At 73.1% G+C, this 13,857-nt stretch carries 13 protein-coding genes; all 13 read left to right on the forward strand.

Translation table 11 applies throughout. The annotated features are described in order from the left end of the window. Positions 1-31 precede the first annotated feature (31 nt). The 13 genes from AMK13_RS17535 to AMK13_RS17595 all read left to right on the forward strand — a co-directional run bounded on the left by AMK13_RS17535 (position 32) and on the right by AMK13_RS17595 (position 13,772). Complete coding sequence (locus AMK13_RS17535) at positions 32-340, forward strand: DUF6112 family protein (protein ID WP_063346628.1); 309 nt, start codon at positions 32-34, stop codon at positions 338-340. Continuing rightward, on the forward strand, positions 340-1,026 hold the full coding sequence (locus tag AMK13_RS17540; protein WP_074003035.1) for a hypothetical protein: 687 nt from the start codon (positions 340-342) through the stop codon (positions 1,024-1,026). The genes AMK13_RS17535 and AMK13_RS17540 overlap by 1 nt, the downstream gene beginning before the upstream one ends. A gap of 15 nt (positions 1,027-1,041) precedes the next feature. Further along, positions 1,042-2,523 carry an SCO6881 family protein gene (locus AMK13_RS17545; protein ID WP_079272238.1) on the forward strand — a complete coding sequence of 494 codons (1,482 nt, stop codon included), beginning with the start codon at positions 1,042-1,044 and terminating at the stop codon, positions 2,521-2,523. Positions 2,524-2,661: 138 nt separating this feature from the next. After that, the gene (locus AMK13_RS17550; protein ID WP_074003036.1) at positions 2,662-4,134 is read left to right on the forward strand and encodes an SCO6880 family protein; all 1,473 of its coding nucleotides are present in this window, start codon (positions 2,662-2,664) and stop codon (positions 4,132-4,134) included. Between the two features lie 34 nt (positions 4,135-4,168). Continuing rightward, positions 4,169-4,618 carry a DUF6238 family protein gene (locus AMK13_RS17555; protein ID WP_074003037.1) on the forward strand — a complete coding sequence of 150 codons (450 nt, stop codon included), beginning with the start codon at positions 4,169-4,171 and terminating at the stop codon, positions 4,616-4,618. Positions 4,619-4,636: 18 nt separating this feature from the next. After that, on the forward strand, positions 4,637-6,142 hold the full coding sequence (locus tag AMK13_RS17560) for an ATP-binding protein (protein WP_074003284.1): 1,506 nt from the start codon (positions 4,637-4,639) through the stop codon (positions 6,140-6,142). 32 nt (positions 6,143-6,174) lie between these two features. Beyond that, entirely contained in the window at positions 6,175-7,452 is a 1,278-nt protein-coding gene (locus AMK13_RS17565; RefSeq protein WP_074003038.1) for a hypothetical protein, read from the forward strand. Positions 7,453-7,552: 100 nt separating this feature from the next. Then, positions 7,553-8,659, forward strand: coding sequence for a hypothetical protein (locus AMK13_RS41030; protein WP_079272239.1), 1,107 nt, complete (start codon positions 7,553-7,555; stop codon positions 8,657-8,659). A gap of 96 nt (positions 8,660-8,755) precedes the next feature. Continuing rightward, positions 8,756-9,508 (forward strand): hypothetical protein, encoded by a 753-nt coding sequence (locus tag AMK13_RS17575; RefSeq protein WP_074003039.1) that lies wholly within the window; start codon positions 8,756-8,758, stop codon positions 9,506-9,508. 108 nt (positions 9,509-9,616) lie between these two features. Next, positions 9,617-9,853 carry a hypothetical protein gene (locus AMK13_RS17580; protein WP_074003040.1) on the forward strand — a complete coding sequence of 79 codons (237 nt, stop codon included), beginning with the start codon at positions 9,617-9,619 and terminating at the stop codon, positions 9,851-9,853. Positions 9,854-9,886: 33 nt separating this feature from the next. After that, complete coding sequence (locus tag AMK13_RS17585) at positions 9,887-10,384, forward strand: hypothetical protein (RefSeq protein WP_074003041.1); 498 nt, start codon at positions 9,887-9,889, stop codon at positions 10,382-10,384. Positions 10,385-10,668: 284 nt separating this feature from the next. Next, a complete protein-coding gene (locus AMK13_RS44925) occupies positions 10,669-11,889 on the forward strand; it encodes a hypothetical protein (protein ID WP_241852921.1) in 1,221 nt (406 codons plus the stop codon). Between the two features lie 98 nt (positions 11,890-11,987). After that, positions 11,988-13,772, forward strand: coding sequence for a type IV secretory system conjugative DNA transfer family protein (locus tag AMK13_RS17595; protein ID WP_074003042.1), 1,785 nt, complete (start codon positions 11,988-11,990; stop codon positions 13,770-13,772). The last annotated feature ends 85 nt before the right edge of the window (positions 13,773-13,857 follow it).

The following is a 13,857-nucleotide window of genomic DNA, read 5'->3' on the forward strand; positions in this document are numbered from 1 at the left end:
GGCATGCCTTGATTCGAACTGGAGTTCAATCTTGTATCTCGCGGACGCCGTCGTACAGCTCGCCTACGACCCCGGAATCACCCCCAACGAGGGTGGCCTGCCCGGCCTTTCGGTCCTCAAGCAGGTGATGGGCTCGCTGAACTTGTTCGGCATCATCGCGGTCGTCGGCGCCCTGGCCGTGAGCGCCGGTGTGTGGGCCTGGGGCCACCACAGCGGCGGTCACCAGGCCGAGGCCAACGGCAAGAAGGGCGTGCTCGTCAGCGCCGGCGCCGCCCTCCTGCTGGGCGCCGCGAACGGCGTGGTGAGCTTCTTCTCGACGCTCGGAAGTCAGGTCAAGTAATGCAGAAACGTTCATTCAATGCCGCCCGCGGTGGTCTTTCCAGCGGCGCGCTGGTGCGCCGCCGGGTGCTGTTGGGCACGGCCGTCCTGGTGGTGCTCGTCGTCTGCTCCGGGATCCTGGCCTACGTCACCCGGGACGGCCGGAGCTCCCCCGAACATGCTGCTGCGGCCAGCTCGCCCGCGCCAGGCCCGTCGGGTTCGGTTTCGCCGGGCGCGCGCTCGGCCGCGCTGCCCGGGCCGCCGTCGACGCACGATCCGATCGCGTTCGCGAAGGCGGCGGCGGTGGCGCTGTGGTCGTACGACACCCGCTCGTCCTCCCAGCCCGAGCTGGTGGCCTCCCTTCACCGGTGGCTGACCGACGAGGGCCAGTACGCCGACGCGGACTCGGTCGACCGGCTGGTCCCGTCGCCCCTGCTCTGGGGGCGGATGGCCGACTCCGGGCAGTTCGCCTCGGCGACCGCGGCGGAGGCGCACTTCCCGGAGTCGTTCACCCGGGCGCTGCAGGCGGATCCGGGGGCGATCTCGCAGGCGTACGTCTACGCCGTGACGGTCTCCGGGAAGCAGTCGATCTCCTGGAACGGTGCCCCGGCCGGCGGCGCCGAGGACCGCTCGGCCACTCTCGCCGTCCAGTGCCGTCCTGACCGCCCGTGTGCTCTGGCCGGTGTGCTGCCGGCCGTGGCGCCCTGAGCCCGGGAGGTACTCGTGGACATCTGCAACCTCCCGATGATCGCCCAGGTCTGCACCGTCGTCGACGGCATGAACTTCGTCAGCGACCCGGGCAAGAGCATCACCGACGGCATCGGCGCGTGGATCGCCAAGTCGATGGGTGAGCTGGCGGCCAGCGCCGTCGACCTGTGCGCGAAGGCGGTCGACGAGACCACCGCGATCGACCTGTCAGCGCCGTGGTTCAGGGACAACTACCAGCTGATCCTGCCAATCGGGCTGATCCTGACCGTGGGCACCTTCTGCGCGCAGCTGATCCTGGCCGCCTGGCGCCGGGACGAGCGAGCGCTGGCCAAGGCGGCGTGGGGCACGATGACCGGTGTCCTGTTCGCCTTCGGGGCGATCAGCTTCACCGCGGTAGCAGTGACGACGGTCGACGCCTTGTCGGCCGGGTTGTTCCAAGCGGCGCACACCAGCGTGGCCGACGCCGTCAGGCGCATGATCAAGGTCACCCAGTTCGGCGCCATGTTCCCGCTCGGCTGGGCGATTCCCGCCCTGGTCGCGGTCGGCAGCGCGATCGGGGCGTTCCTCTACTGGTGCGTGATGGTCGCGCGCAAGGTCGGCGTCCTGGTGCTGGTGGCGCTCGCGGCGTTCGCGGGTGCCGGCGGCGGCTGGGAGGTCGCCAAGCGCTGGCGGCGCGGCTGGATCGAGGCCACCGCCACCCTGATCGTCAGCAAGCTGCTGATGACGGTGGTATTCCTCGTCGGCGTCTCCGCGCTCGGCAAGACGGACGCCAAGGACGGGATCGCCGCGCTGTCCGACGCCCTGGCCGGCGTCGTGATCATGGTCATGGTGCTGCTGTGCCCGTACGCCGTCTACAAGTTCGTCCACTGGGCGACGGACGGCGGTGGCCACGACGACGTGCACCGCACCGGCATGGCCGGGATGGCGACCGTGGCCGGGGCGGCGAAGACCGCCGGTTCCCTGGCCATGCAGTCCGGCATGGGGATGCCGGCGCCACAGGGACCGCCCCAGGTTCCCGGGGTCGGCGGCGGCGGTGCTGCCTCCGGCATCGACCCGACCGGCCGGATCAGCGCGGACGGCATCGACGCCGGCCCCGCGCAGCAGCCGACGAAGTTCCGCTTCGGCGAGGACCCGAACGCCGGCGGCGACCGCGGCCGCGCCCTGGTCACCCGGCCCGGCATCCCGTCGCTGATTACCCGGGCGTCCGCCGGAGGCGGCGCCGAGCGGTCGAAGTCCGACGGCGGCGAGGCAGCCCCGGCCCCGGCCGCCCCGCGTGTCCAGGGTGCCAACCTGGCAGACTCCGTCGCTCCGTCTGCTGTCGGGAGTTCTCCGGCTTCCGGTACGGCCTCGGCCCCGAGCGTTCCCGCTCCTCCGGCACCGGTCGGCCCCGCCGTTCCCCCGCTGCCGGCACCGGCTGCTGGTAGTCCGGGCCCGGCTGGAGGCCCGGATCCGGGACGCTTCGTCTACCCGAACCGGACCGCCGAGCCCGGGTCCTGACCAGTATCCTCCTTCCCCGGGGTGGGCGGCCCAGCGCCGCCCGCCCCGGGCCCACCATCCCCGAAGGAGCCCCGCGATGACGTCCAGAAGAGCGCCGCGCCCCCGCCCGCCGCCCGCACGCGCCTCCCTGGAACCCCGATGTCCTCCACTCCGAAGTCCGACTCCACCCCCGCGTCCGTCAAGTTCCCCCACCGCTCCAAGCGCGGCATCCTGCTCGGCCTCAGCGCCCCGCAGCTGGTCGCCTCCGCCGCCACCGGCCTGCTGCTGCTCGCCGTCCTCACCACCCGCGGCGTCACCGGCGCCCTCCAGCTCATACCTGTCTGGGCCACGGTCGCCGCCGCCGTGTTCGTCCGCTACCGCGGTCGCACCCTCGCCGACTGGGCGCCGGTCGCCGCCCGCTACGCGCTGCGCCGCCTGCGGGGGCAGCTGCTCTGGCTCGCCCGCCCCTCCTCCCGGCCGGTGCGCGAGGGCCTGCTGCACCTTCCCGGCAGCGCGGCCAGCCTGCGTGTGGTCACCGCCCCTGACCGCCGGTACGGCGCCGTCCACGATCCGCACGCCGGCACCCTCACCGCGATCGTCAAGGTGAGCAGCCGCGCCTACGCCCTGCTCGACCCCGGCACCCAGAACGCCAACGTCACCGGCTGGGGCCGCGCGCTGGCGGCCCTCGCCCGTACCGGCCAGGTCGCCCGCGTCCAGGTCATCGAGCGCACCGTCCCCGACTCGGGCGACGCGCTGCGCCGCTACTGGGAGGAGCACGGCCGCCCCGACGCCCCGCTGGCCGGCGCCCTCTACGGCGAGCTGATCCAGAACGCCGGTCCGGCCGCAGCCCCGCACGAGGCCTACGTCGCCATCGCTCTCGACTTCAAGGGCGCCCGGCGGCTCATCTCCCAGGCCGGCGGCGGCCTCACCGGTGCCTTCGCCGTCCTCGCCCAGCTGACGAGCTCGTTCGAGCAGTCCGCCCGCACCGCCGGCCTCAACCCGACCGGCTGGCTTTCCACCGCCGAGATCGCCGCCGTCGCCCGCACCGCCTACGACCCCAAGTCCCGCGCCGCCCTCGACCGCTGGTCCGAGGACGGACGCCCCGGCGCAGCCCCGGCCGCCGCCGGACCGGTGGTCGTGGTGGAGAAGGCCGACCACATCTCGACCGACTCCGCCCACCACGCCACCTACTGGGTGGAAAACTGGCCGCGCACCGAGGTCAACCCCGGGTTCCTGCACCAGGTGCTGTTCGCCTCCGGGGTGCGCCGCACCGTCTCCCTGTCCTACGAGCCGCAGGACCTCGACTCGGCGATGCGCGACGTGCGCCGCAAGAAGGCCTCCGTCATCGCCGACTCCGCCGAGCGTGCCCGCAAGGGCCAGGTCTCCAGCGAGGCCGACTCGGTGGAGTACCAGGACATACAGAACCGAGAGCGACAGCTGATCGCCGGCCACGCCGACGTCGCCCTCACCGGGCTGCTGACCGTCTCGGCCGACACCGAGGACGAACTGCGCTCCGCCTGCGCCGTGGTGGAGACCGCCGCGGTGGGCGCCCAGCTCGACCTGCGCCCGCTCACCTGGCAGCAGGGCGAGGCGTTCACAGCCTCCGCTCTGCCGTTCGCTCTCGCCGCCTGACGCCGGCCCTCCCACCTTCCGAAAGAGCACCCCGATGCCGGCCACCACCCCTGTCGTGCAGGACTTCGTCCCGTACGCGACCGCCGCGATCGACTTCCACCGCGCGCTCAACATCCCCACCGGCCCGCTGGTCGCCTCCCGCGCCGAACTCGACTCCCTGCACGAGCACCTGGTCGCCCTGCACGCCCTGCTCGACGCACACGCCCAGCGCACCAGCCCGCTGCTGCCCGGGGAGGGCGACCATCTCAAGGCCGCCCGCACCCGCCTGTGGCAGGCCGCCGACCACCTCCACGCCGCGTACCACAGCGCGCCCCGGCCCGGCACCGGCGAAGTCCCTGCTCCCGAGGCGTGTCGCACCCGCCGGCCCGAGGGCGCGCCCGAACTGACCATCTGCCGCCGCCACCAGCAGACCGCCCACCTGGTGCGCCGCCGCGCCACCCCCGCCGACCTGCACTCCCCGTTCACCGGCCTCGTCCGCCACTGACTTCCGAAACCCGTGATCATGTCCAGGAACCGCGCCACCGCCTCCCCGCTCTTCGTCCCCCGCAAGACCACCCGCGCCCAGCAGCGCGCCGCCCGCGCCGAGTTCGCCGAGGCCCGCACCAAGGCCCGCTCCGCCCAAGCCCCCGCCCGACGCCGCGAACACGAGGGGCCCGACCCCGACCTGCGACCCACCTACCCCGCCTCCGGGCGCCCGGGTCCCGCCTCCGCCCGCGGCGGCAAGCTCCGCCTACCCAAGCACCGCCTGACCACCGCCGTCGCCGGCGGCGCCTACCCCTTCCTGGCGGAGGCCGGCCTCGGCGCCGAGGGCACCTTCATCGGCCGCGACCTCCACGCCGAAGGCTCCTTCTGCTTCGACCCCTTCGCGCTCTACAACTCCGGTCGAATAGAAGGGTTCACGAACCCGAACGCGATCCTGTGCGGCGTCATCGGCATGGGCAAGAGCGCGCTCGCCAAGTCCATCGCCACCCGCTCCATCGCCCACGGCTACAAGATCTACGTACCGAGCGATCCGAAGGGCGAGTGGACCGGGCTGGCCCAGGCCCTCGGCGGGCAGACCATCGCCCTCGGCCCCGGCCTCCCCGGACGGTTGAACCCTCTGGACGCGCCGGAGCGGCCCGCGGAGGTGAGCGAGGAGGACTGGAGCACCGAGGTCCGCAAGCGCCGTCTGCTCCTGCTGGCGAGCCTCGCGGCCACCGTGCTCAAGCGCGATCTACTGCCGATGGAGCACACCGGCCTCGACGTCGCCCTGGACCTGGTCGTCGCCGATGCCGAAGCTGCCGGCACGGTGCCGCTGCTCGGCGACATCGCCCACGTCCTCGGCCGTCCCGAGCGCCTCGACGCCGCCCTCGGCAACCAGGGAGGCGGCCTCGGCCACGCGACCGACGACCTCGCGCACGCCCTGCGCCGCCTGGTCCACGGCGACCTGAGCGGCATGTTCGACGCCCCGTCCACCGTCACGTTCGACCCGAACGCGCCGATGCTCTCCATCGACCTTTCCCGTCTGGGCAGCAGCGGCGACGACACCGCCCTCGTCCTCGCGATGACCTGCGCGAGCGCCTGGATGGAGGCCGCTCTCACCGACCCCGCCGGCGGCAGGAGGTGGGTGGTCTACGACGAGGCGTGGCGGATCATGCGCCACGTCGGCCTGTTGGAGCGCATGCAGCAGCAGTGGAAGCTCTCTCGCGGGCTGGGAATCGCAAACCTGCTGATCCTGCACCGCCTGTCCGACCTGCTGTCCGCGGGCGACGCCGGATCGCGCGGTCGCGTCCTCGCCGAGGGCCTCCTGGCCGACTGCTCAACCCGGATCATCTACCGCCAGGAACCCGACCAGATCCCCGCCGCCATAGCCCTGCTCGGCCTCACCGGCGTCGAAGCCCAAGCCATCGCCGCCCTCACCCGCGGCCGCGGCCTGTGGAAGGTCGCCGCCCTCTCCTTCATCGTTCAGCACCTCCTCCACCCCATGGAAAAGCAGCTGTACGACACCGACTTCCGCATGGCCGCCTGACCGCCCCGGCCCTCCGAGAATCCTTAACTCACATGCCCAGCACCGACATCGAGTCCTACCTCGACCACTCCCACCTCACGGCAGCCGACTTCACGGCGTTCGAGCAGCTGCTCGCCGCCCAACGCGACCGCCGCCCGTACACCGATTCCGACTGGCACCTTGTACTCAGCTCCAGCGGCCGAGGCGGCGACGGGCGGTGGGAGTCCACCTACGCGCTGTTCCGCCCGGGCGGTGCCTTCGGCACCCCGACGCCCGACGACGAGACGTACGTGCGGGTGTACTTCGACGAGAACGGCCGAGCCCTGCCCGACCAGCCCCACCGCCCCGCGCCCGTCCCTCCGTTCGCCGCAGAGCTGGTCGAGCACCTGCCCGGCTGGACCGTCCAGCCCAACCCGCTCGCCCCCGGCCGGGACCTCGCCGAACTCCGCCGCCAGGCCTGGGGCTGGGGACGGCTTCCTTGGAACACCGTCTCCGCTCCGCACACCGCCTTCACCCTCACCGGCCCGAACGGTGAACGCCTCCTCGCTGTGCGGACCGGCGTGGACGCCCCGCTCCTCGTCGGCGCTGCCCGGCCCGACAACGTGCCCGCCTACGACCCCAGGGCAGTGCACCTGCCCACGCCCGTCGCCTTCCCCGCCGGCGCACCGCCGGCCGCCGTGGCGGCCGAGCTCACCACCACCCTGGGGCCGCGCTGCCAGCAGGCCGCCTGGAAGGCCCGCGCGAGCGCCGCCACCCACGCCGTCGAGGCCCTGCGCCGTCTGAGCACCGCCTACATCCCGGCCCCCGGCGACCCCTGGGGCCACGGCGAGATCGGCTCCTTCGACTCCCAGGAGGGCCGCAACCGCGCCGCCTGGCCGTACACCGAGACGCTCATCGACCAGGGCCCGTACCTCGTGGCCGGCATCCGTTCCGCAGCGACGATCGAGGACCACCTCGACCCCGCCATCGGCCCCGACCTGCGACAGCTCCACGTCACCGAGACCGCGCTCGACAGGCTCCGAGAGGTCCGGGACGGCTGGCGCGCCGACATGGCCGCGATCACCGGAGACCGCGCCGCCGCCGAGCGAGCGCGGGACCGCGCCGAGGACCTGCGCAATCAGGAGGCGTGGCAGTGTGCCGCGCCGCTCACGAACGGCCCGCTTCCCGCGCTGGCAGCACACGTCGCACCAAGGATCGGTTCGCCCGAGCCGAACCGCGAACAGCAGGTCAAGGCCGCACTCGCGCGCACCGGCCCGGTTCACGGCCCCAGCACTGCGGCGGCAACGTCACCGGTCCCGCCGACGCCGGGTGCACTCCGGTGCGCGCGGTGAGCGTCTAGCACGGCTTCGCAGCCGGACCAACTCCCCGGTCTTCGGCATCATCAGCTCCCCGCCCCGCTGCGGCCCGTCCGCGCACCCGCAGGAGCACGCCATGCAACCCGACCAGCTGACCGTCCTGTTCGCCGAGAACGGCTTCGGCGTCACCGCCCACGTCTACGGCCCGGACACCCCGCCCGGCCGCGACACCACCGGTCCTGGCCGGCACTACGCCCACGTCACCCGACCCCTCGCGCAGCGGGGCCTTGAGACCGGGGTCGACTTCGGAGCGGACGACCATGTCGTCGTCGCGCAGCTGCACGACGGCACCTTCCTGTCGATCTCACCCCCGCCGGACGGCGGACGCCCCGAAGTCCCCGGTTTCCCGGACGCGTGGCTCGTGAGCCGGTACGCCCCGGGCAACGCCGAGCTGCCCGAAGTCCTCTACGACAGCAGGCCTGGCGGGCCCGACGCCCGCAAGCGGGGGAACGTGCCCGAGCTTCTCGCCGCCGTCGACGAGTACCTCGACGGCCTGGGCGTGCCGTCCCGCCAACAGGTCCAGGCCGTACGTGCCGGCGCCGAGTCCGCCCTCCACCGCGCCGGGTTCATCCCCGTCGTCCGTGTCCACGAGACCCATCACCGGCTTCCCGTCGCCATGGTCGACCCCGGCGAGCGCCGGAGCGCCGTGACGCGGGCCGTCGACCACCTGCGCGCCGCGGGCTACCGCTTCACCTGCCCGGCGGACCTGATCGACCACAGCCTTTCGCCGACGCTGCCCCCGTCCCGGTCGCTGGCCCAGGTCGGCGAGGCCGTCTCGGCAGCCGGGCACACCCGCGAGGTGGCCGACGCGCTGAGCGAACTGACCGCTCCCGGCGACGGCGTCCTCGACCAGGTCGTCGGCGTGCTCCACGAAAGCGCCTCCTGGTGGGAGGGCCTGGGCGGCGCTTCCGATCCGCACTACGCCGCCCGTCTGCGCCACATCGCGGACATGGCGGACGGCTACGTGCGGGAGATCCGGGCGATGCGCGGCGACCTCGCCGATCGGCACGCCGCTCACCCCAGCCGCGCCCGGCCCGCACCCCGGGTCCCGGCCCGCCTCGACACCCGGGTGCTCGCCGCCGTCGCCACCTCCCCCACCGCCGTACGCACCCTCACTGGTCACCCGGCCGAAGCCGTCCTCGCCGCACCGGCCGCCGTCCGCTCCGCGGGTCCGCGCCGCTGAACCCCTGCCCGGGAAGGACAACCGCCGTGCCCCGCCGCCGCAGACCGCGTTCCGCCCACCGCTCCCACCGTCCGACCACCAAAGCGGAGCCCCACCGTGTCTGCCGCCGAACCCACCCAGCTTCCCCACGTCGCCATCGGGCACCACCCGAACCACGGCATCGTCGCCTCCCTGCCCACCCAGTCCCCGGCCGCCCAGTGGATGCTGGAGCGCCTCGACTTCGAGCGCCTCCCCGGCCACCCCACCCTCTACACACTCACCGACCAGCACCTCCAAGCCCCCGAACGCGCAGCGTGGGCTGCCAAGCTCCTCACCGACGCCGGCTATCGCGTCGACACCGACATGGCCCTGGCCTCCGAGAACACCGGTCGGCAGAAACGGGCACAGGAACGGACGGCCGCCGCCGAACCGACGCCCAGCCACCAACCGGACACCGGTCCGGACGTCGCCTTCGCCGAGCATCCGACGCTGGGCATCGTGGCCGCCGTCAACGACCACCTGCCCTTCAATCCGGGCATCTTCCTGGACACCGACGGCTGGCGCCACCACCGGGACCTGGACGTCTACTTCCCGCCGACCGGCACCCGGGCGGAGTCGCTCGACATCGTGGCGCACACCGTCACGGGACTGCGACGCGGCAACTTCCAGGTCGCCCTGGAGCCCCGGCTCGCCGAGGACGTCGCCGCGCACCGCGCCGAGGTCCGGCAGGCGTTCACCACGCACAAGTTCCGCGTCGACGAGGCCGCGCTCAAGGGCCCCACCCACCAGCCCGCTCCTGCCGCCGCAGTCGGCACCAGCAGGCCCCCCGCGGCCGTCGACCCCCGCATCGCCTTCGCCCGTACGCGCTGACCAACCCCGCACCCCCTCCGACGACACCCAGTTCCTCCACCGCCCCAGCACCCCCCGCTCCCGCGCCTCTCCCAGGAGCCGGACGTAGCCTTCGCCGTCCACCCCAAGTTGGGCATAGTCGCCGCTCTCCGCGACCACCTGCCCCGCGAGCCGGCCGAACTCCTCACCGAAGCGGGATGGCTCCACCTGGCGAACCTCGACATCCTCCGAGCGCCCGGCGACGGCCTCGACGCCGTCACCGAGGCGACCATCCGCCTCCAGCGGGGCCGGTACACCGTCGCCGTCGAGCCCGCCCTCGCGGACACCGTCCTCACCTGTGCCACCACCGGTGACCACCACCGCTGACCAACCAGCACCACGAACAAGGGACAGACGAGCATGGCAGTGAAAAAGGTCTGGACGATCACCCACGCGTGCGGGCACGAGGCCGAACGCGACCTCGGCGCCCGCCCGGCCGACCGGCGAGCCGGCTTCGCCGAGTGGCTGGCCAGGCAGGACTGCACCGACTGCTGGCGCGCCGCCCAAGGCGACGACGAGACGGGCAAGGCCGAGTGGCTGGAGGCCAAACGCGCCGCCGAGCAGGCTGAGTCGGAAGCCTGGTCCCAGCAGTACCGGATGCCACCACTGGAGGGCACCGACCGCGGCATCGCCTGGGGCATCCGGTGCCGCCACCAGGTCCTCACCGCCGCCTACACCGCCCTCGTCCTCGACGGGAGCATGCCGGAGCCGCAGTGGGAGCAGATCGAGGACCAGGCCCGCACGATCACCCGCGCCGGCTGGTGGATCGACCAGCGCGCCTCCGAGCCCGCCGATCTGCCCGAGCTGCTCGACGCGGCGCTGGACACCGACCGGCCGACCGAGAACCCCTTCGTGTGAACCCCCGGTGCCCTGCCCCTGCGGGCAGGGCACCGAACCAACTCCCCTTCCTCGCCGTCCGATTCGAGAGCACCACGACGGCCAGCCCCCTGCACCGCAGCGCCCGGCGCGCCGAGGACACCACCGATCCGCTCGCCGCACCTCGCTGACGCTCGCGGAACACCCCGGCCGGGCCCAGCCGCCTCCTACCACCGACTTCCAGCCCGGCCAAACCGCCGAATCCGCGGATTCTCGGTCTCCCAGCCCGCCCGCCGGGCCCCACCGCCCGTCCGAGAGGGGACGCCGTGATCGCCCACCTGCAGCGCGCCACCACCACGGCCGCGCTGATCCCCACCCTCTACGGCCTGGACGACCCACGCGGACGGCTGCGCCCCAGGCTGATCGGCGCCGACTACCGCGGCGCCGACAAACAGCTGCAGCTACCCCTGTTCGGCGACCCGCACGAGGTCCTCGGCGGCGGCGTGCTCGACGCCCCGGCCCTGCGGATCGGCTCCCGGGCGCCCGAACTCCCGGTGTGGATGTGCTCGGTGCGCTCCGACCCCCGCCAACCGGACCTGAGCGACGCCCAGTGGGCCGACGTCGCCCGGCGCCTGGTCACCGCGACCGGACTCGCCCCCGTCGACGACCGGAACGGCTGCCGGTGGGCCGCGATCCGCAATGGCGACCGGTCCGTGCACGTCGTCGCCACCGTCGTACGCGAGGACGGATACATCCACGGCACCTACCGGGACCCCTTCCACATACAGGCCGAGTGCACCCGCATCGCCGCCGAACTCGGCCACCTCACCCGTACCGTCACCACTTCCAAGGACCACCGGATGCCCGCCATCACCATCGGCGCCGGGCCCAGCGGCAGCGTCGTCGCCACCGGCACCAGCGACGACCTCTCGGCCACCCTGCTCCGCCACGCCGGGTTCAAGCAGATCGACGACTGGCACGGCCGCCGCCACCGGCTGCCCACCACGACGCCCAACCACGAAGCAGCCGCCTGCGCCACCCACGCCGCCGAGATGCTGCGCGCCGCCCGCTACAAGGTCGACCTCGACCCCCGGCTCGACGTCCAGCCGCTCGCCACCGCCGGCCAGCAGATCCTCGATCTCAGCGATGAGCTGCGCGGCAGCACCGACTTCGCCGAGCTCGCCGGCGTGCTCGACCGACTCCTCGACCCGGACGACGGGATGCTCGTGCGCCTCCAGGAGGCCTTGGAGACCGCCTCCGAACAGATCACCGATCTCGACCCCGACCAGGTCGAACTCTCCGACCGATTCGGGTCCTCGTCCGACCAACTCGTCGAGGTCCAGGCCGAACTGGACGGGGCCGTCGACGAGGTCCGGCGCGCCGGGTCCCGCGCGCCGGGCGCCACCGACGGCAGGGGCACCGACGACCTGCGAACCCGCGCAGCCCTCGCCCGCAGCACCACCCCCGGCATGTCCACCGCAGCCGCCCCCACCCGGCTGCCGCCCGCATCAGCTACATCGGCCCGGCCTGCCGCCCGAGCCCGCTGAATCGCTCCGCCAGCCAAGCCCCGTGGAGAGCACCGTGATCCGCACCAGAGCCGAGCGCGCCCCGCCCACCGCCCGCTCGTACCTCCCTGGACCTCCTCTTGCCTGCCCCTCGCACGAGCGCGCCGTCGACCACCACCGGCACGGACGCGCTGCTCTACCTCCTGTTCGGCGTCCTCGGCGCTGTCCTCGCCTTCGGCTCCCTCGCCTGGCTGACCGGCAACCTCACCAACGCCCTGGCCGGCTCCGGCCCCTGGGCATCGTTCAACGCCACCAACGCCCTGCTGCACCCCAACCGGCTGTGGCCCCACCTCGGCCCCGCCGCCGTCCTGGTCGGCGCCCGCCTCGTCCCCGGCGTGCTCACCCTCGCCTCCACCGTCACCGTGCTCGCCCTGTGGCTCCGCCACCGCGCCGGGACGAAGAGTGGTCTGGCCCGGGCAGCGGACATCGCACCGCTGCTGGACGAGGAAGTCACGGACAAGGCCCGCAGCCTGCGCCCGAGCCTGAAGGACGAGAAGGAGGTCGCGCCAGCCGACCGCGGTATCCCCATCGGCACGCTCTCCCCGGGCAAGGCCGAGGTCCGCGCGAGCTGGGAGGACGTGATGGTCGCGATCATGGCGCCGCGCTCTGGCAAGACGAGCGGCATCGCGATCCCCGCGATCCTCGCCGCGCCCGGGCCCGTGCTGTTGACCTCGAACAAAGCCGCCAACGACGCCTACACGGCGTGCGTGGACGCCCGGGCGAAGGTCGGCAAGGTCTGGACGCTCGACCCGCAGCAGATCGCGCATCACCCGCGCGAGATGTGGTGGGACATCCTCGCCGACGCCCGCGACCTTGCCGGCGCCAAGCGCTTGGCCGGGCACTTCGTCACGGCGAGCGTGGACGAGTCCAGCGGCTCCGACTTCTGGTCCACTGCCGCGAGCAACACGCTGGGGGCCCTGTTCCTGGCTGCCGCGAGCCACCGCCGTCCGATCACCGATGTGCTGGCCTGGCTCGCCTCGCCTTCCGACCGCACCCCCGTCGACCTGCTCGGCGACGCCGGCCACCACGCGGTCGCCGCCCAGCTCCAGGGCACCGTCACCGGGGCCACCGAGACCAGGGATGGGATTTTTGAGACGGCGCGGCAGTACGCCAGCTGCCTGCTGGACCCGGAGATCGCCGCCTGGGTCACCCCCACCAAGGGCGTACCGGAGTTCAAGCCGTTCGACTTCGCCTCCTCCCGCGACACGCTGTTCCTGCTCAGTAAGGACGGCGGCGGCTCCGCCAGCGCGATCATCGCGGCGGCGGCCGACGCGGTGATGCGCGCGGCCGTCATCGTCGCCGAACGCAACGGCGGCCGGCTCGACCCGCCCGCCCTGTGCGTACTCGATGAAGCGGCGAACGTCTGCAAGATTTCGGACTTGCCGGACCTCTACTCCCACCTCGGCAGCCGGGGCGTCATCCCGATCACCATCCTGCAGTCTTACCGCCAGGGCCAGCGCTGCTGGGGCGAGGCCGGCATGGATGCCCTGTGGTCCGCCGCCACTGTGAAGGTGATCGGCAGCGGCATCGACGACGCCGACTTCGCGGACAAGCTGTCGCGGCAGATCGGCGAGCACGACGTGCAGACCGTCTCGGTCTCCAACTCCGACAGCGGCAAGTCGACTTCGGTCTCGATGCGCACCGAACGCATCCTGCCGCCGGACGAGATCCGCGCGCTCCCCAAGGGCAAGATCCTGCTCTTCGCCACCGGCATGCGGGTCGCGATGCTCGACCTCAAGCCCTGGTACAAGGAGCGCTCGGCCAAGGAGATCGGCCCGGCTTCCTCCCGCGCCACCAAGGCCATCACCGAGCGCGCGCTCGCCAAGGCCGCCCACAGCCGCGACGACTTCACCCTCTCTGCCTGAGCACCCCGCCCGACGGCGCCGGTCGACAGCACCCCCAGCCGGCGCCGCACGTCCTTCCCCACCTCGCCTCGATTCCCCTTGCTCT

The sequence above is a fragment of the Streptomyces sp. CB02056 genome, from assembly GCF_001905545.1.
GTDB lineage: Bacteria > Actinomycetota > Actinomycetes > Streptomycetales > Streptomycetaceae > Kitasatospora.

Excerpts from the sequence above, each read along its gene's own strand:
- AMK13_RS17540 (WP_074003035.1), top strand. The coding sequence starts at position 340 with ATGCAGAAACGTTCATTCAATGCCGCCCGCGGTGGTCTTTCCAGCGGC.
- AMK13_RS17550 (WP_074003036.1), top strand. The coding sequence starts at position 2,662 with ATGTCCTCCACTCCGAAGTCCGACTCCACCCCCGCGTCCGTCAAGTTC.
- AMK13_RS17555 (WP_074003037.1), top strand. The coding sequence starts at position 4,169 with ATGCCGGCCACCACCCCTGTCGTGCAGGACTTCGTCCCGTACGCGACC.
- AMK13_RS17560 (WP_074003284.1), top strand. The coding sequence starts at position 4,637 with ATGTCCAGGAACCGCGCCACCGCCTCCCCGCTCTTCGTCCCCCGCAAG.
- AMK13_RS17565 (WP_074003038.1), top strand. The coding sequence starts at position 6,175 with ATGCCCAGCACCGACATCGAGTCCTACCTCGACCACTCCCACCTCACG.
- AMK13_RS41030 (WP_079272239.1), top strand. The coding sequence starts at position 7,553 with ATGCAACCCGACCAGCTGACCGTCCTGTTCGCCGAGAACGGCTTCGGC.
- AMK13_RS17585 (WP_074003041.1), top strand. The coding sequence starts at position 9,887 with ATGGCAGTGAAAAAGGTCTGGACGATCACCCACGCGTGCGGGCACGAG.